We start from the raw sequence: 16,578 nt of genomic DNA on the forward strand, positions 1-16,578 counted from the left end.
TGACTATCAACGCCCGGTTACCGCTCCGTAACTTCACAGCGTGCACAGCAGTCCCCCTTGATCCCCCGTCGAAACGAAGGAGCACCCGTGCGCAGGCCAAGAGCGAAACGCAAGAAGAGGCTGCTCGCGCTGACCACGGCCGCCGTCCTGGCGGGCCTGGGCCTGGGCGTGCCGACCCTGACCGCGGGCGCCGCGGCGGCCCCGGAGGCGTCGGCGGCGTGCGACGCCCCGGACGAGCGGATCTACGAGGTGCCCGGTTCCGTCCCGGGCGATCCCGGCAGCGTCATCGCCTGCCGGACGACCGAACTCCCCCACGTGCCGGGCAACATCCCGATGCACGCCTGGAAGGTCCAGTACAGCTCGCAGGACAACACGGGCAAGCCTGTCGCGGTCTCCGGCACGGTCGCCGTGCCGGACACGCAGTGGAAGGGGCGGGGCAGCCGTCCCGTCGTGGCCTTCAACCCCGGCACGCTGGGCCTCGGTTCGCAGTGCGCGTTCTCCAAGCAGCTCGCGGGCGCCTTTCAGGACGAGTACGAGGGCGAGAACATCGCGGCGCTCCTGAAGGCCGGTTACGCCGTCGCCGCGACGGACGGCGCGGGCTATCTGGACGGCCAGACCCATCCGTACGTGTCCGGCCTCGACGCCGGACACGCGCTCCTCGACATCGCGCGCACGGCACCCGAGATCCCCGGCAGCGGTCTGGACCCGAAGACGAAGGTCGGCCTGTGGGGCTATTCCGAAGGCGGTGCGGCCAGCCTGTGGGCGGCGCAGCTCGCTGCCTCGTACGCACCTGAACTCGATGTCGTCGGCGACGCGTCCGGCGGCGTACCGGGCGACTTGAAGGTGGTCGCCGATGCGCTCAACGGCAGCCCCTTCGCGGGCTTCATGGTCGACGCCGTGCTCGGCCTGTCCTCGGCGCATCCCCAGATGCCGTTCGAGGCGCTCATGAACGACCAGGGCAAGGAAACCCTCGAGAAGGCCAGGTCGCACTGTCTGCTCGGCACGATCTCGACCCTCGCGGGCCAGAAGATCGAGGACAACACGAAGGACCGGCTGAGCCTCGAACAGCTCTACGCGCTCAAGGGCCCGGACGGCAGGACGTGGGGCGAGGTCGTCGACGCGCAGAAGCTCGGTGCCGGCATCGGCCGCGCGGGCTCCGGCGCCACGTACGAGATCGACTTCCCCGTCCTGCAGTACCGCGGCGCCCTGGAGGAGGTCATCCCGATCGAGACCGAGGACGCGACGCGCAAGGCGTACTGCAAGGCGAACATCACCACCCAGTGGAAGGTCTATCCGGGCGAGCACCTGACGACCGACCAACTGGCGAAGGACGACACGGTCAAGTGGCTCGGCGACCGGTTCGAGGGCAAGCCGGAGTCCGGCAACTGTCTGCTGCCATAGCCGAGTTCACCCGCGCTGCCTCTTGTCACCAGGGTGACAAGAGGCAGCATCATGTCTGTCCGTCCTTGATGGGCCGCCGCCCACCCGCGGCGGTATCTTCACCAAACCTTTGTCCCCCGCGCGCAGAGGGAGCACTCCATGGTGAACGGTTCGACGCTGCCCGCCGGTATACCCCCGGCAGGCGCCCCCGCATCCGCGGGCACCCCGGCAGAGGAGTCGTCCGCCGCGTTCAGGGCCTTTCCCTCGGGCCTGCACGATCACGTGAGACCGTTTCTCGACGACATCACATCGGAGGTGGTGCGGGCCATCCGCACGGAGATCCCGGAGTACGCGCGCCCGACGGACGACACGTACATGCATGTCGTGAACCGGGGTGTGGAGCAGGCCCTTGAGGGGTTCCTGGCCCGGATGGCCCACCCGGACACCGACTGGGAGTCGGTGAAGGCCACCTACCAGAACATCGGCAGGGGCGAGGCGGACGAGGGCCGCAGCCTGGACTCCTTCCAGTCGGCGCTGCGCCTGGGCGCGCGCGTCACCTGGCGGCGGGTCAACGCCCTGGTCGACGCGGACCTGTTGCCCCGCCATGTCCTCGCCGCGTTCGGCGAGGCACTCTTCCTGCACCTGGACGAGATGGCCGCGGCGACGACGGCCGGGTACACCGAGGCCAGGCTGCACGCGGCGGGCGAGCTGCAGCAGCGCAGGGCCCGCCTCATCGACCTGCTCACCGCCGATCCTCCGGCGTCCGCGGAGGCCATCGCCGATCTCGCGCAGACCGCCCAGTGGACCGTCCCGCGCGAGGTGGCCGTCGTCGTCGTCGACCAGGCCCTCACCCCGGAGACGGTCAGGCCCATCGTGCCCCCGGAGTTCCTCGCCCGCTTCTCCGAGCAGCCCGGCTGCATCGTGGTGCCCGACCCGGAGGGTCCGGGGCGGGCCCGCTCGATCGCCGCCGCGCTGCAGGGACTGCGCGCGGTGATCGGTCCGACGGTCGCGCTGCACGAGGGGGCGCGCTCGCTGCGCTGGGCGCTCGACGCCCTGGAGCTGTCCCGGCGCGGCATCCTGCCCCGCGCGGGCCTGCTGCACTGCGCCGACCATCTGGCGACGCTGCTTCTCTTCCACGACGAGGCGCTGATCGACGCGCTCGCGCAGCGGCATCTGCTGCCGCTGAAAGAGATCCGCTCACCGCAGCGGGAGCGCCTCGCCGAGACCCTGCTGTGCTGGCTGCGGTGCGGGCACAACGCGAGCGAGGTGGCCACGCGCCTCGCCGTGCACCCGCAGACCGTCCGCTACCGCCTGCGGCAGCTGGACGAGGTGTTCGGCGACCGGCTGCACGATCCGGTGGCGCAGTTCGAGATGCAGCTCGCACTGCACGCGCTGAGCCTGCGACCGGTTGCCGCCGAGGTGAGCGCGGTGCGATGAACCGGGCGCCGTGAACCGGGTGCCGTGAACCGGGAGCGGTGAACCGGCACTCGGCGGTCGATCGGCCAGGGCACTTGGTACGTCACCCGGACGCGCCGCGAAGGCGGCCGTCCGCGGCCGTTATCGCGCCGTAATGTCCCCTTCGCCCCAACTCCCAGGCGAAGGAGAGTCCTTACGTGCGTGCCCGTCTCATGGCCGTACCCGTCGTAACCGCTGCACCCGCCGTACCGACCACGAAGCGGACCCCCCGCATCCCCCGGCGGATCCTCCCCCGCCTCGTGGTCCTCCTCCTGCTCCCCCTGCTCACCACCCTCAGCGGCACCCTGCTCGCCCCGGCACACGCCCACACGGACGCGCTGGTGCACAGCGCGCCGTCCGCCACCAGGCTCCTCGCGCCGCCGCCCTCACCTGATGAGCCGTGCAGCAGCAAGGACCCCGCGGTCTGCCTGATCCGGCAGATGAGCCCGGAGGAACGGGAGCGGGCGCGCGAGGTGCGGCTGCGCTACCACCGGCTCCTGGACACGATGGAGCGCGTGGCGGACCGCATGCACGAGGAAGGCCGCTCCGACGAGGAGATCGCCCGCGTCCTCGTCGACATGCGCAACGAGGCCAAGGACATCACCCGCGCCGGGATGAGCCCCGAGGAGGTGCAGGCGCTGGAGCAGCGGAACATGGAGAAGTACGGCAACCCACTGGGCCCGACGGCGGACCAGCAGTTCGCCAAGTACGGCAGCTGGGCCAAGGTCATCGAGGCGGCGACCCGCACCAGCGCCGCCGTCGACAAGGAACTCGGCATCCCGCCGCGCGTCTGACCTCCATGCTGCTTCAGGATTACGACCACCACGGCCGGACGTGGGCCCTCGACCCCCGAACGGGTCTCCTCGCCCCCGCGTCCGGCCGCTGCCACGGCTTCGCCCACGTGGGCGAGGAGGCACCGGCGGCCCTGTACGCCGACCCGTCCGACGGCGAACCGACACTCTGGATCCAGTACGGCCAACACCGCTGGGACTGCCGGACAGTGACGGTCCGTCATTCCAGTGCACCGGACGGAAGCCGCCGCTTCACGGTCGAGGATGCGTGGGGAACGGCCCTCGAACTCCGCTACCCCGCACCGGATCCCGGCCCCTTCGACCCCACGTACGACTGGATCGACGCGGAGGCCGACGACTTCTTCCTCTGGGCCGCGGGCCGCCTGACGGACGCGGACACCACGTCCCGTACCACACTCCTGGCGCACTTCCGGGCCGGTTTCCTCCCCACCTGACGGCGCAAGTAGCCTCTCCAAGCGATGAGTTGAGGCGTTTGCCAGAGTCTTAACTCACACTAGGAGAAACCAAAAGAAATCCCGGGCCGCGCGCAAGGTTCGCGACCCCCATCCGGAGGTACACCATGTGCGCCCACCAGCCCCCTTGCCCGCCCGCCGCAAGCGCCGATCACCTCGCGGCCCGGATCGTCTCCGCCCATCCCGAACAGGGCTGGAGCCTGCTGTGCAACGGCACGATCGTCTTCGACGACACCGGCGAACTGCTGCCGGACGGACGCGTGGTGGCGGTGACGCGGCCGCTCACCATGGCGGCCTGAGTGCCTGCGGAGCCTCACGACTGAGGGGTACGCACCGGCGGCTGCCCCTCGGCTCCCTTTCGCCACTCACGCTCGATGGCCCGCATCAGCGCCGGGTACACGATCACGTACCGGAAGGGCTTGATCGCGGCCATGTAGGCGGCGCCGAACCACCCGTTCGACTTGACGAGAACCGCCATCTGCCCGCGGTATCCGCCGTTGCCGTCCTGGACCCAGCTCATGTGCATGACCGTGTGCACGGTCTTGTTGGCCATCTCCGCGGCCCACTCGTCCTTCAGCAGATAGAGCGACGTAAAGGGGAAGCCGACGGTCTGCGGACCCGTCGGAGCGGCCCGCAGATCTTCCGGCATCCGATCCCTGAGCGAGGGCACGCGCGAGCCGATGCCAGTCTTCGGGCGGTCGAGGCCGAGCACCGCGCCGATCTTCCACCGGGCGGCCCAGACGAAGCGGACGGCCGGCGACGCGCCCTGCGGGAAGTCCCCTCCGACGGTCTGCGCCACCAGCCTGGGGAGTTCATCGGGGCCACCCGGCGTGGGCAGTGCCCAGACGTCCTCCACCTGGAAGTCGCGGGTGAGTTCGTGGATCCGCCAAGGGCGTGACGTGTGCGCGGTCTTCGGCAGTTTCATTCCTGAACCTCCGTATCGATGTGCGCCGTCGGCGAGGAGACGCCGACGCTCTACTCCCCGGCCGCGTAAGGCCTGGGCGGCAGGCCGAGCAGCCCCCGGACCGCCCTGTCGATCAGTTCGACGTCGTGCGGGACGTGCCCGGCCAGGCTGCTCACCAGGCCTTCGAGGGTGCCGATGTAGGCGAGCGCGACCTCCTGGGGAGGCGGGCCGGGCGGGATCGCGCCACTGCCCTGTGCGGCGGCGATCCGCCGGGCGCACTCGGTGACGAGCCGGTCGATGACTTCGGCGAGTGCGCGGCCAACGGCATGGTCCTGCCCGGAGAACTCGACCGACAGCGCCCTCATCACCCGGGCCACGTCACGGCGGCAGTAGACGGCGTGCCCCCGCGCCATCACGAGCAGCGCGTCGACGGGGTCGGGCTCATCGGCGGCAGGGCCACCCACCTCCGCGTTCCAGGTCTCCTCGACCCATCTCACGACGGCCAGCGCCAGCTCTTCCTTGTTGGCGAACAGGTGGTACAGGGCGCCACGGGTGTAGCCCGCCTCGGTCGCCACCCGCTCCAGCGCCAAGTTGCCGTACCCGTACGTGGAAAGGCCGCGTGCCGCCGACTCCAGCAGGGCGCTCCGGGTCCGGGCACGCCGGTCCGCCTGCTTCTCGCGCACGCCTTGCGGTCGCCCCGTCATCGCCGACCTGTTTCACATACAGACATGTATGTAGGTTACTTGGGGGCCGCGTGCCACCGCCCGAGGGGGGTCACCTCACGGCGCGATCGCGCCGAGCAACGCACGCGCGCACAGGTCACGCACCTGTGCGCGCGGCAGCAGTTCCGGCTCCTCGAGCCACTCCAGGCAGACGGTCACCATGAAGGCGAGCCAGCCGCGCACGGCCAGGCGCAGGGTGGGCAGTTCGTGGGCGGTGGACGCCGTTTCGGGGTCAGCCGCCAGGGCTTGCAGGATCTGGTCCTCGTGGGCCGCAAGGCCTTCGCGGTAGATCCTGCGGACCGTGGCGTCACCCGTCTCCTCCGCGCGGTGGAACGCGCGGAAGCCTTCGGCGTGCGACTCGACGTACGCGAGGAACGTGTCGAGGCCCGTGCCGATCTGATCGCGCACCGGGACGCCGGGCACGGCTGCCGTCAGCCGCAGCATCCGCTCGCTCTCGCGCCGCACAACGGCGGCGAAGAAGTCGCTCTTGGTCGGAAAGTAGTGGTACAGCAGGCCCCGGGAGACTCCTGCGATCTCCGCCACCCGCTCGACCCACACGTCGTCGTACGGATTCTGCGCGAAGAGCCGCGCACCTGCCGAGAGCAGCTGCTCCCTGCGCTCCTCTGTGCTGAGCCTGCGGCGGGTGCGCTCCTGCGGGTTCGCGACCATGCGAGCACCTTACTTGACGTGGATTCAATAGCGGGACCAGACTGGGAGCGCTTATTGAATCCACGTACAACAGGCTCAACGGGTCTGCGGCACAAGGGAGATGGCACACATGGCGCAGGTGTCGCAGACATCGCAGATGGCGGAGGGTGCTGAGCCGGCCGGGTCCGCCGCGCCTTCCGGGCCCCCCAAAGGGTTCCGCAGCGCCGAGCTCGGGTGGCCGCGCCTCGACCTCATCCCGCATCCGCCGCGCCGCCTGCCCCTGATCGGCGACGTCCTGGGTGCCAACGTCCGCACTCCGGTACAGGACTCGATGAAGCTCGGCGGCAGTCTGGGGCCCATCTTCCGCCGCAAGGCCTTCGGCAAGGAGATCGTCTTCGTCTGGGGCGCCGAACTCGCGGCCGAGCTGGCCGACGAGTCGCGGTTCGCCAAGCACGTGGGCCTCGGCGTCGCCAATCTGCGGCCCGTGGCCGGGGACGGCCTGTTCACCGCGTACAACCACGAGCCCAACTGGCAGCTGGCGCACGACATCCTCGCGCCCGGCTTCAGCCGCGACGCGATGGCCGGCTACCACCCGCTGATGCTGGACGTCGCCCGGCAGCTGACCGCCCGCTGGGACGACCGCGAGTCGGCGGGCCGGTCCGTGGACGTGCCCGGCGACATGACGAAGCTGACCCTGGAGACGATCGCCCGCACCGGCTTCGGGCACGACTTCGGCTCCTTCGAGCGGTCCCGGCCGCACCCCTTCGTGTCGGCCATGGTCGGCACGCTCTCCTATGCCCAGCGCCGCAACGTCGTGCCGCCCGCGCTCGCCCCGTTGCTCCTGCGCGGCGCCACCCGGCGCAACGCCGCCGACATGGCCTACCTCAACCGCACCGTCGACGACGTGGTCGCCGCCCGCCGCGCCACATCGGGCCCCGGCGCAGGCGACCTGCTCGACCGGATGCTGGAGGTCGCCCACCCCGACACCGGTGAGCGGCTCTCCGCCGAGAACATCCGCCGTCAGGTCATCACCTTCCTGGTCGCCGGGCACGAGACGACCTCGGGCGCCCTGTCGTTCGCGCTGCACTACCTCTCGCGCTCCCCCGAAGTGCTGGCCCGTGCGCAGGCGGAGGTCGACGAGGTCTGGGGTGCCGCGGAGGAACCCGCGTACGAGCAGGTCGCCAAGCTCCGCTATCTGCGCCGGGTGCTCGACGAGTCGCTGCGGCTGTGGCCGACCGCGCCCGGGTTCTCCCGCCAGGCCCGGCACGACACGACGATCGGCGGCGTGCACCCCGTGCGCGAAGGTGCCTGGGCGCTCGTCCTCGCCACGCTGCTGCACCGCGATCCTGCCGCCTGGGGCGAGCGGCCCGAGGCGTTCGACCCCGACCGGTTCACCCCCGCGGCGGTACGCGCGCGTCCCGCCCATGTCTTCAAGCCGTTCGGCACGGGAGCGCGGGCCTGCATAGGCCGTCAGTTCGCGCTGCACGAGGCGACCTTGGTGCTCGGGCTGCTGCTGCGCCGCTACGACCTGCACGCCGACCCCGGCTACCGCCTGCGGGTCGCCGAGCGCCTCACCCTCATGCCCGAAGGCCTCACTCTGCGGCTCACTCGCCGCGCCACGGCCGCGTAGGGGCTCGATTGTCAGACCCGTGCGCAAGAGTGGAGGGTCCACCGGTGCGAGCCATCGGACCGTCCGACCCCGCGCAGAGGAGCTCTCGACATGACCAGCACGCCGACCCCCGAACTGGCCGCCGCCCAGGCCTGCTTGCGGCTGCTGCACACCGCACGTGCCGCACTGTCCGGTCCCTCACCGGCTGCGGCGGCCTCGCTGCTCGCGGGCCCCATCGCGGAGGCGGACGAAGCGCTGCGCCGCGCGGGCCTGACGGGCAACGAGGCCGAGCTCCTGAACAGGATCTACGACCTCGAGCCCGACCGCCCTGATCCCCGTGGGCGCCCCGCTCCGGCGAGTTCGGCCGGTTCTGCTAGTTCGGCTAGTTCGGCCTCCGTTAGTTCGGCTCCTTAGGCCTCCGTCGACCTTGTCGATCCCGTCGATCCCGTCGGCCCCAACGGTCCTGTTGGCCCCGTCGGCTCCGTCTGTCCCGTTGCTGCCGTTGCTGCCGTTGCTGCCGTTGATCTCGCCGGCCCCTTCGGCTTCCAGGTGAACTTGTCGCCGCCCACCCAGCGCACCAGGTCCGGGTCGTCCACGTCGTGCACGACGACACCCGCCTGAGCGGCCACCTCCAGGACGTCGACGAGTTCCCTGGCCTCGCCGACCACCTCGCCGTCGAGCTCCACGATGCGGAAGGGCGGTCGGCCGGGGTTGACGCCAAGGACCGTGATCCGAGGGTTCGCCATATAGAGGTTCGCGCTTTCGGTCATGTCTGGAGGCTTCCACGCTCCGGCTCCGTCATGACCATCCCGACCTGCCCGTTCGGCCGCTCGGGCTACGCGCCGGTCGGCTCGGGGCGCCCGACGAGCCGCTCGGCCGCCGAGCGCGCCGAGGCGACGGCACCCCGGCGGTCCGCGCCACGCTGCCCCAGGACGACACGCGTACTCAGGCCGTCCAGGAGGGCGAGAAGTTCACCGGCACGGCCCGCGGCGTCGTCCACCGCGAAGGCCTCCTGAGCCGCGCCCTGGGTGAGCAGTGCCTCCAGATCCGCCTGCCAGCCGCTGTCGAGGTCGTCCTGGGCCGCGCGGAGGGGTTCGTTCGCACCGGCACGCGCCCACAGCTCGATCCACAGCATCCAGCGCGGGTCTCGGGGCCCCGTGGGCAGGTACATCCGCAGGAACCGGTCGAGCTTGCGTGCGGGAGCCGCCCGCCCCGCGAGCAGCGCGCGGCGCTCCTCGGTGAGCGCGGCCTCGCTCCAGCTGAGCGCCTCCAGGAGCAGGCGGTCCTTGCTGCCGAAGTAGTACAGGATGTGGCCGCCGCTGGTGCCGAGGCGCTCGGCGAGCGCGGACATGGTGAGCGCGGCGAGGCCGTTCTCGGCGATCGCCGTCATCGCCTCCTCCAGCATCCGGTCCCGCGCGACCTGCCCGTCCCGCCGTCGTGCCACGCCTGCTCCCGTTCCGGTCCCCGCGTCCTGCTCCGTCCCGCCGACCCTATCCCCGGTGAACGCGGCCGATTTCCCGCAGGGTCTTGACGGCTCCCCGACTCGTGGCGCATTTTGAATGCCGTTCTAGGTCATAGAACGGCATTCAAAGTCTGGGTGCCGGAGAGTGAGGTGCCCGCATGGCGCAACAGGCCCCGGATTCGGCCGGGACGGAAACAGGGACGACCGCAGGTACGACACGAATAGGCACCGGCGTCACCAGCGACGAGGTCTTCCGCGTCGAGACCCACGGCATCGATCCGATACCTGACGAGGACCGGCACGGCAGCGCCAAGGATCTCTTCTGGCTCTGGTTCGGCTCGAATCTGACCTTCACCTACGTCATCAACGGCGCCCTCGCCGTCAGCTTCGGCCTCAGTTTCTGGCAGGCCACCGCCGTGGTCTTGATCGGCGGACTCTCCTTCTTCGCCATCAGCGCGGCAGGACTGAGCGGCATCCGCACCGGCACGGCGACCCTCGTCATATCCCGCGCCGCCTTCGGCGTCCTCGGGAACCTCCCCGCCGGGCTGCTCAACTGGGTGGTCTCCATCGGCTACACCATCGTCAACACCGTGGTCGGCACGCTCGCCCTCGAAGCCCTCTTCACCGACCTCGGATGGGCGGGCGGGGACGCGGCGCGCGCCCTGGCGCTGGCGGTCACCCTCGCGATGACCTTCGCCGTAGCCATGTGGGGGCACGCCACCGTGCAGCTCGCCGAGCGCTGGATGGCGTACGTGCTCGCCGCCGGCTTCGGGGTGCTGCTCGTCTTCGTACTGCCCGACGCCGACCTCGGTGCGGCAACGGGCGGTGGCGCGGGCTTCTCGGGCTGGACGCTCGCGTTCGTGGTGATGCTCGCCGGGCCGTTCTCGTATCTGCCGATGCCCGCCGACTACACCCGCTATCTGCCGCGCGGCACCTCCCTGCGCTCGATCACCGTCACCGGCGCGCTCGGCGGCCTCGTCTCGTCCGTGGCGCTGGGTGTCGCGGGGGTCGCGGCCGCCACGCAGGCCGACATGACGGACACGGTCGCGGGGGTGGAGAAGCTGCTTCCGGGGTGGTTCCAGCCGGTGTTCCTGCTGCTCGTGCTCGGCGGCTCGGTCACCAACTCGATCCTCACGCTCTACTCCTCCAGCCTCAACCTCCAGGTGCTCGGCATCCCTTGGAGCCGCGCGAAGGCCATCGTCATCAGCGTCGCCGTGACGGCGCTCGGCTCGCTCGGTGCCCTGTTCCTGACCGACTTCACGGAGTCGCTGCTCAGCTTCCTCTCCCTCCTGATCATCGTGTTCGCGCCGTGGGGCGGGGTGTTCCTCGCCGACATGCTGCTGCGCCGCTGCCACTACGACACCGCGGCCCTGCACACGACCGGGCGGGGCGGTGCCTACTGGTACCGGGCCGGATTCCACCCTGCCGGGATGGCCGCCCTCGTCACCGGAATGGCCTTCGCCGCACTGACCTGCGACTCCGAGCTGTGGACGGGCCCGCTGGTCGCGCCGCTCGGGGGCGGCGACCTCACCCTGCTCGGGTCGGCCGTCGCCGGGGTCACCTACTGGGCGCTCGCCCGCCGCGGCGTTCGCACGTCCCTGCCCGCCTCACCCTGAACATCCCTAACCACCACATGCACCACCCGTACCACCCGAACCGCTCCAGGAGTTCACCCCTCATGACCAGCACCACCCCCAGGCCCGCGGATCTCGTCCTGCGCGACGCCCGCATCCACACCGTCGACCCCGAACTCCCCTCGGCCGAGGCCCTCGCCGTCCTGGACGGGCGCATCGCCTGGCTCGGACCCGACACGGAAACCGCCTCCTGGATCGGCAAGGGAACACAGGTCGTCGACGGCGGCGGGCGCCTGGTCCTGCCCGGCTTCATCGACGCCCACAACCACGTGCGCCTCGGCTCCGACGACGCCTGCGTGCAGCTTTCCGGCGCCCGCACCCTCGACGAGATCCACGACCGCATCCGCGCCTGGCACACCGAGAATCCGGGCGCCGACTGGATCGAGGCCGAGGCGTTCGACTACTCCGCGATCCCCGGCGGCCGCATGCCGAACGCCGCCGACCTGGACGCCGTCACCGGCGACACACCGGCCTTCGTCCTGAGCTACGACGTGCACACCGCCTGGCTCAACTCCGCAGCCCTGCGCCGTCTCGGCGTCGACCGCGACCGTACGTCGCTGCCGTTCGGCCGCGCCGAGACCGACCCGGCGACCGGCGAACCCACGGGATTCATCAAGGACTTCGCGATCAAGGGGCTCTCCCGCGACGGCCACCGGGCGCTGCGCGCGCTCGGTCTGCCGTGGGCGTCGCCCGACCGGCAGTACGGCCGCCTCGCCAAGAGCCTGGACGACGCGATCGGCTTCGGCATCACCACGGTCGTCGAACCGCAGAACTCCCTGGACGACCTGGAGCTCTTCACCCGCGCCCGCGAGGAGGGGCGGCTGCGCTCACGCATCGTCGCCGCGCTCTTCCATCCGCGCGGCACGACCGATGCCGACCTGGACGACTTCGCCGCCGCCGCACGGCGGTTCGCGGATGACCGGATGCGCGTCGGGCCGCTCAAGCTCTACATCGACGATGTCGTCGAGCCGCGCACGGCCGCGCTCCTGGAGCCGTACTCCGGATGCGGGCGGCACCGCGGCGACACGTTCTACCCCCCTCACGAGTTCGCGGAGCTCCTCGCGAAGCTGGACGCCCGCGGCTTCCAGTGCTTCGTGCACGCCACCGGCGACCGGGGCATCCGCACGGTCCTGGACGCCGTCGAGCACGCCCGCACCCTCAACGGCCCGCGCGAGGCCCGCCACCAGATCGTCCACGTCGAGTGCCTGGACCCCGCCGACACCCCGCGCTTCGCCGAACTCGGCGTCGTGGCCTGCATGCAGCCGCGCCACTGCGCACCCGAGATCGCGGGCCCCGGCCAGGACTGGGCCGAGAACATCGGCGCCGACCGGTGGCACAAGGCCTGGCCGATGCGGAGCCTGCACGAGGCGGGGGCAGTGCTCGCGCTGTCCAGCGACTGGAACGTCGCAGAGATGGACCCGATGGCGGGCATCTACACGGCCCTCACGCGCCGCCCCCTCGGCGGCGGCGAAGCCTGGCAGCCCGAGGAGACGCTCGACATCGAGACGGCCGTGCACGGCTACACGATGGGCTCCGCCTACGCCAACTTCCTCGAGGACGACCGCGGTTCGCTGACCGTCGGCAAGCTGGCGGACTTCGTCGTCCTGTCGCGGGACATCCTGCGCGTACGTCCCGAGGACATTCCGGGGACGAAGGCCGATGTCGTGGTGGTGGGCGGGGTGGTGACGGTGGGCTAGCCGGGCGCGTGCGGACCAGCCCAACCGCTCGACCGCCTTGAGGACATGACCGGCGCCGTCCTCCACGCCCATCCGGCGGGCGACGGCACCGGCGGCCTCCTTGTACGCGGCCTCGCACACCGCGCGGCCCAGCTGCTCGGCGAGGCGCTCCGCCGTGAGTTCCTCGAACGGGATGGGCGCGCCGGCCGCACCGAGACGGGCGAGCCGCGCGGCCCAGAACGGCTGGTCCGCCATGACGGGTACGGGGACCGCGGACACCCCGGCCCGCAGCCCTGCCGCCGTGGTGCCCGCGCCCGCGTGATGGACCACGGCGGCCATGCGCGGGAGAGGAGCGCGTGAGGCACTTCGTCGACGTTGAGGATGTCGTCGCCGTGCGCCATCAGCCCCGCCCGCCCCTCCTGCAGCACTCCCCGCAGCCCGGCCCGGCGCAGCGCGGAGACGGCCAGCTCGCTCAGCCGGGCGCCCTCCCCTGCGGCCATGCTGCCGAACCCGATGAAGACGGGCGGCGGCCCGGCCCGCAGGAAGTCCTCGAAGGCGGCGGGCAGCGGGGTGTCCGGGTCATGGTGCGGCCACCAGTTGCCGACGACGTCGAGGCCCTCGCGCCAGTCCGCGGGCCGGGGCACCACGGCCGTGCTGAACCCGTGCAGGACAGGCCACCCGGACTTCGCTCGCTGGGCACGAGCAGCCCGGACCGGTCGTAGTGATGCAGAGTACGGACGGTGATCCCCGCGAACCCGGAGACCTGCCCCACGGTGTACCTCATGGACCTCGCCTTTCGTCGCGCCAAGCCTGCAGCCTGACGCGACGTGAGGGTCAAGTCACCCGGGCGCGACGATCAGCCGTGCTCGACCACCGGCGGATCAAAGGCGATCCGTGTCACGGAGCCGTCGTCCGCCCACCGCACCTCGACGGTCTCCGCGGTCGCGCTCACCACGGACGCCACATCCGCCGATGAGGTGGGGTGCGGCACACCGGTGAGGGTGGCCAGAGCGGCATACACGGCCGTGCCCTCCGTCTCCGCAGTGAGCCGTGGCATGCGGGCCCACCGGGTGAAGGCCGTGCCCTGGGGTGCGCGCTGTTCGTCCTGGCCGGTCCAGCCGTGCAGGGGGTGGAGCGCGGAGAGCAGGTCCTCTTCCGGCCCCGTCGCCCAGCCGGTGTGGGTGACACGGGCGCCGTGCGGTGCGCCGACGACGCGGTGCACGCGCAGTTCGTGGCGGCCCTTGGCCACGGTGACGCTCTCCACGCGCAGCCCCGGCACCATGGGCGGCCCGCTCACGAAGGCGGGAACGTGCCGGGAGGCGGCCCAGCCCCACCCCTCGCCCTGCCCCGCGCCCAGCGGTTGGATGCGGCAGCGGGCACTGCGCACCCCGGCCACCTCCACCGTGATGTGGTTGTCCGCGGTGTTGCCGCGCGCCGTGGGTCCGGTCCTCGTGGAGTAGGCCTGGCGCGCGTAGAGCGGGTCCTCGTGGGCCGCGGACTGGGCCTCGTGCGGGCGGGCGTGGTCGCTGCCGTGGTTGTGCAGTCGTACGATCCCGTCCGCGCGGGTGCTCTGCACGAGCAGTCCGGGTGCGGGCAGCGCGACGACCTGGTCGCGGCTCTCGCTGGGGGCGGGTTCCTCCGGTTCGGCCCACAGGGGGTGGGTGGCCGGGGCGAGGAGACCGACGAACGCCTTCGAAGCCCAGTACGGGGACGCGGGTCCCGAGTAGGACTGCAGCGTCGCGTCGTGCGGGCCGTGCCAGCCGAGGCCGAGCAGGCCGTCGGCACCCACGGAGCCGCGGTCGAGGAAGTAGCGCAGTGATCCGCTGAGGACGCGGCGCGAGGTGCCGGGGGTGAGGGGCGTGTGGCCGGTGACCGCGCCGAGGGCCACGGACGCCCCCGCGGCGAAGCGGTAGGTCAGGGAGCGGCCGAAGTGGATCGGGGCGCCGTCGCCCCCGAAGAGGAGCCCGAAGCTCTCCAGGTGCTCGTGCAGGCGAGCGCCGTGCCGATCCAACTGACCCTGATCACCGCCCAGTTGTGCGTCGAGCGTCGGGTACAGGTGCAGGGCCCAGCCGTTGTAGTGATCGAAGGCGCGGCCGTCTCCGTCGGCGTACCAGCCCTGGCCGCGGTACCAGGTCTCCAGGAGGTCGAGCGCCCGTCGGCGCGCCCTGGCCGTCTCCGCGTCGCCGCGGCCCACCGACTCCAGGAATCCGGCCACGGTGTAGGGGAAGAGGTACCAGTTGTTGGGCGCGGGGACGTGGCGTATCGCGCCGCGCAGCCACTCCACGGCACGGTCCTGTACGTCGGTGTCGAGCCGGTCCCACAGCCAGGGGCGGGTCAGCCGCAGGCCGAGGGCGACGGACGCGGATTCGACCATGGGCTGGCCCTGGACGTGGTGGTCGAGGATCAGCGGCCACGACTCGGCGTCGTCGCGGCCCGGCGTACGGGTGCCCGCCGCGAGCCCTTCCGCGTACCGGTCGAGCCAGCCGTGCGGGTCCTTGCCATCGGCGCCCGCCACGCGGAACGCCGCGGCGAGGAGCGTGCGGGCGTATCCCTCCAGGCCGTCCGACCGTACGCCCGAGGCGGAGGGCCGCCCCGGCAGGTCGAGCAGGGCGCCGCGCGGGGTGGCCCACTGCCAGGCGGCACCCAGGAGGCCGTCGGCGACTGCCTCCCAGTGCTCGCGGGTGTAGCCGGTGTACGGGCTCAACTGCCGGTTCTCCTCGGGCAGTGACAGTCCGGGGATACTCATGCGAGGTAGGCCAGCCTTTCGCGTCGTACGGCATGGGCGAAGCCGTCGCCCGCGGCCCAGCGGCCGAGTTCGGCGACGGCGAGATCGGCGAGGCGCTCCCATTCGTTGCCCTGTGAACCGGCGAGATGGGGGGTGATCGTGACGTTGTCGCACTCCCACAGCGGGTGGTCGGGGGGCAGGACTTCGGGGTCGGTGACGTCGAGGACGGCGCGGACGCGGCCGGCCAGCGCGGCTTCGGTGAGGGCGTCCTGGTCGAGCACCGCGCCGCGTGCCGTGTTGATGAGCACCGCGTCGTGGCGCATCGCGGCGATCAGTTCGCGGCCGACCAGGCCGCGGGTGGCGGGCAGCAGCGGTGTGTGGACGCTGACGACATCGCTGCTCGCGAAGAGCTCGGCGATGCCGACCGGCCGTACGCCAAGGGCGAGGGCCTCCTCGTCGGAGACGTACGGGTCGTGCAGCAGGATCTGGAGGTCGTACGGGTGCAGGAGTTCGATGACACGGCGGCCGATCATCGAGGCGGAGAGGATGCCGACCGTGCGGCCGTAGTTGCCGACGCCGTGCGACAGGCCGAGCCACTCGTCACGGCGCCGGGTGGCCTTGAACTCCCGTGCGCGCTCAAGGACTTGCTTGCCGGTGAGCAGGATCATGGCAACGGCGTACTCGGCGACGGGCACGGCGTTGGCCGCGGCGGCCGACGACACCTCGATGCCGCGCTCCCAGCACTCCGGGGTGATGTGGCCGCGTACCGACCCCGCGGTGTGCACGACCGCCCGCAGGCGGGGCGCGGCCGCGAGCGCGGCGGCATCCAGCGGCGGGCAGCCCCAGCCGGTGACCAGGACCTCCACGTCCCGGAGCACGGAGCGTGCCTCCCGCGTGGTGAAGTCGTCCAGGACCGTGCCAGGGACCAGATCGCAGACCCGGCCGATGGCGGCCAGGGCGTCGGGGCCGAGCACGGCCGTCGCCGCGTCCCGGGCCATGGCGAGCGCGGCACGCGGCCGGCGGCTGCCGTTCATCAACACATTCCCTTTCACATGGTTCACGTGGTTCACGTGGTTCACGTGGTTCACGTGGTTCACGT

The 16,578-nt window shown here is 71.6% G+C and carries 15 protein-coding genes and 3 pseudogenes; 9 read left to right on the top strand and 9 right to left on the bottom strand.

Features of this window, described 5'->3' with window-relative positions; all coding sequences use genetic code 11:
* The first annotated feature begins 87 nt into the window (after positions 1-87).
* The 5 genes from AC5P1C_RS13835 to AC5P1C_RS13855 all read left to right on the top strand — a co-directional run bounded on the left by AC5P1C_RS13835 (position 88) and on the right by AC5P1C_RS13855 (position 4,398).
* A complete protein-coding gene (locus AC5P1C_RS13835) occupies positions 88-1,401 on the top strand; it encodes a lipase family protein (RefSeq protein WP_493866081.1) in 1,314 nt (437 codons plus the stop codon).
* A 138-nt stretch (positions 1,402-1,539) separates the two neighbouring features.
* Positions 1,540-2,817 carry a PucR family transcriptional regulator gene (locus AC5P1C_RS13840; RefSeq protein WP_493866082.1) on the top strand — a complete coding sequence of 426 codons (1,278 nt, stop codon included), beginning with the start codon at positions 1,540-1,542 and terminating at the stop codon, positions 2,815-2,817.
* A gap of 176 nt (positions 2,818-2,993) precedes the next feature.
* Positions 2,994-3,629, top strand: a complete 636-nt coding sequence (locus AC5P1C_RS13845) for a hypothetical protein (protein ID WP_493866083.1) — start codon at positions 2,994-2,996, stop codon at positions 3,627-3,629.
* Between the two features lie 5 nt (positions 3,630-3,634).
* Entirely contained in the window at positions 3,635-4,081 is a 447-nt protein-coding gene (locus AC5P1C_RS13850; RefSeq protein WP_493866084.1) for a hypothetical protein, read from the top strand.
* Positions 4,082-4,206: 125 nt separating this feature from the next.
* Positions 4,207-4,398 (top strand): DUF5999 family protein, encoded by a 192-nt coding sequence (locus AC5P1C_RS13855; protein ID WP_493866085.1) that lies wholly within the window; start codon positions 4,207-4,209, stop codon positions 4,396-4,398.
* Positions 4,399-4,412: 14 nt separating this feature from the next.
* Here AC5P1C_RS13855 and AC5P1C_RS13860 read toward each other — a convergent pair whose 3' ends face one another.
* The 3 genes from AC5P1C_RS13860 to AC5P1C_RS13870 form a co-directional block, all read right to left on the bottom strand.
* On the bottom strand, positions 4,413-5,024 hold the full coding sequence (locus AC5P1C_RS13860; protein ID WP_493866086.1) for a DUF2867 domain-containing protein: 612 nt from the start codon (positions 5,022-5,024) through the stop codon (positions 4,413-4,415).
* A 50-nt stretch (positions 5,025-5,074) separates the two neighbouring features.
* Positions 5,075-5,686 carry a TetR/AcrR family transcriptional regulator gene (locus AC5P1C_RS13865; RefSeq protein ID WP_493866087.1) on the bottom strand — a complete coding sequence of 204 codons (612 nt, stop codon included), beginning with the start codon at positions 5,684-5,686 and terminating at the stop codon, positions 5,075-5,077.
* Between the two features lie 96 nt (positions 5,687-5,782).
* Entirely contained in the window at positions 5,783-6,394 is a 612-nt protein-coding gene (locus AC5P1C_RS13870) for a TetR/AcrR family transcriptional regulator (protein ID WP_493866088.1), read from the bottom strand.
* A 136-nt stretch (positions 6,395-6,530) separates the two neighbouring features.
* Between AC5P1C_RS13870 and AC5P1C_RS13875 the strand changes: the two genes are divergently transcribed.
* The gene (locus AC5P1C_RS13875; RefSeq protein WP_493866337.1) at positions 6,531-8,003 is read left to right on the top strand and encodes a cytochrome P450; all 1,473 of its coding nucleotides are present in this window, start codon (positions 6,531-6,533) and stop codon (positions 8,001-8,003) included.
* A 90-nt stretch (positions 8,004-8,093) separates the two neighbouring features.
* Positions 8,094-8,396 carry a hypothetical protein gene (locus AC5P1C_RS13880; RefSeq protein WP_493866089.1) on the top strand — a complete coding sequence of 101 codons (303 nt, stop codon included), beginning with the start codon at positions 8,094-8,096 and terminating at the stop codon, positions 8,394-8,396.
* 131 nt (positions 8,397-8,527) lie between these two features.
* On the opposite strand, the pseudogene AC5P1C_RS13885 reads toward AC5P1C_RS13880, so the two are convergent.
* Positions 8,528-8,752 (bottom strand): annotated as a pseudogene (locus AC5P1C_RS13885) (hypothetical protein); the annotation flags it as partial.
* 65 nt (positions 8,753-8,817) lie between these two features.
* The gene (locus tag AC5P1C_RS13890; protein ID WP_493866338.1) at positions 8,818-9,387 is read right to left on the bottom strand and encodes a TetR/AcrR family transcriptional regulator; all 570 of its coding nucleotides are present in this window, start codon (positions 9,385-9,387) and stop codon (positions 8,818-8,820) included.
* Positions 9,388-9,602: 215 nt separating this feature from the next.
* On the opposite strand from AC5P1C_RS13890, the gene AC5P1C_RS13895 reads away from it, so the two are divergent.
* Together AC5P1C_RS13895 and AC5P1C_RS13900 are read left to right on the top strand one after the other, a co-directional pair.
* Entirely contained in the window at positions 9,603-11,060 is a 1,458-nt protein-coding gene (locus tag AC5P1C_RS13895) for a purine-cytosine permease family protein (protein ID WP_493866090.1), read from the top strand.
* A 62-nt stretch (positions 11,061-11,122) separates the two neighbouring features.
* Positions 11,123-12,775 carry an amidohydrolase gene (locus tag AC5P1C_RS13900; protein ID WP_493866091.1) on the top strand — a complete coding sequence of 551 codons (1,653 nt, stop codon included), beginning with the start codon at positions 11,123-11,125 and terminating at the stop codon, positions 12,773-12,775.
* Between the two features lie 21 nt (positions 12,776-12,796).
* On the opposite strand, the pseudogene AC5P1C_RS13905 reads toward AC5P1C_RS13900, so the two are convergent.
* The 4 genes and pseudogenes from AC5P1C_RS13905 to AC5P1C_RS13920 all read right to left on the bottom strand — a co-directional run.
* Positions 12,797-13,464, bottom strand: a pseudogene (locus AC5P1C_RS13905) (glycosyltransferase); the annotation flags it as partial.
* Positions 13,428-13,538 (bottom strand): annotated as a pseudogene (locus AC5P1C_RS13910) (MerR family DNA-binding transcriptional regulator); the annotation flags it as partial. The pseudogenes AC5P1C_RS13910 and AC5P1C_RS13905, both read right to left, overlap by 37 nt.
* Positions 13,539-13,610: 72 nt before the next feature.
* Complete coding sequence (locus AC5P1C_RS13915) at positions 13,611-15,500, bottom strand: DUF2264 domain-containing protein (protein ID WP_493866092.1); 1,890 nt, start codon at positions 15,498-15,500, stop codon at positions 13,611-13,613.
* On the bottom strand, positions 15,497-16,513 hold the full coding sequence (locus AC5P1C_RS13920; RefSeq protein WP_493866093.1) for a hydroxyacid dehydrogenase: 1,017 nt from the start codon (positions 16,511-16,513) through the stop codon (positions 15,497-15,499). Before AC5P1C_RS13920 ends, AC5P1C_RS13915 begins: the two co-directional genes overlap by 4 nt.
* Positions 16,514-16,578: the final 65 nt, after the last annotated feature.

The sequence above is a fragment of the Streptomyces sp. A18 genome (assembly GCF_059026065.1).

Excerpts from the sequence above, each read along its gene's own strand:
- AC5P1C_RS13855 (WP_493866085.1), top strand. The coding sequence starts at position 4,207 with ATGTGCGCCCACCAGCCCCCTTGCCCGCCCGCCGCAAGCGCCGATCAC.
- AC5P1C_RS13920 (WP_493866093.1), bottom strand. The coding sequence starts at position 16,513 with ATGAACGGCAGCCGCCGGCCGCGTGCCGCGCTCGCCATGGCCCGGGAC.
- AC5P1C_RS13895 (WP_493866090.1), top strand. The coding sequence starts at position 9,603 with ATGGCGCAACAGGCCCCGGATTCGGCCGGGACGGAAACAGGGACGACC.
- AC5P1C_RS13875 (WP_493866337.1), top strand. The coding sequence starts at position 6,531 with ATGGCGGAGGGTGCTGAGCCGGCCGGGTCCGCCGCGCCTTCCGGGCCC.
- AC5P1C_RS13890 (WP_493866338.1), bottom strand. The coding sequence starts at position 9,387 with ATGCTGGAGGAGGCGATGACGGCGATCGCCGAGAACGGCCTCGCCGCG.
- AC5P1C_RS13915 (WP_493866092.1), bottom strand. The coding sequence starts at position 15,500 with ATGAGTATCCCCGGACTGTCACTGCCCGAGGAGAACCGGCAGTTGAGC.
- AC5P1C_RS13880 (WP_493866089.1), top strand. The coding sequence starts at position 8,094 with ATGACCAGCACGCCGACCCCCGAACTGGCCGCCGCCCAGGCCTGCTTG.
- AC5P1C_RS13900 (WP_493866091.1), top strand. The coding sequence starts at position 11,123 with ATGACCAGCACCACCCCCAGGCCCGCGGATCTCGTCCTGCGCGACGCC.
- AC5P1C_RS13870 (WP_493866088.1), bottom strand. The coding sequence starts at position 6,394 with ATGGTCGCGAACCCGCAGGAGCGCACCCGCCGCAGGCTCAGCACAGAG.
- AC5P1C_RS13860 (WP_493866086.1), bottom strand. The coding sequence starts at position 5,024 with ATGAAACTGCCGAAGACCGCGCACACGTCACGCCCTTGGCGGATCCAC.
- AC5P1C_RS13840 (WP_493866082.1), top strand. The coding sequence starts at position 1,540 with ATGGTGAACGGTTCGACGCTGCCCGCCGGTATACCCCCGGCAGGCGCC.
- AC5P1C_RS13850 (WP_493866084.1), top strand. The coding sequence starts at position 3,635 with ATGCTGCTTCAGGATTACGACCACCACGGCCGGACGTGGGCCCTCGAC.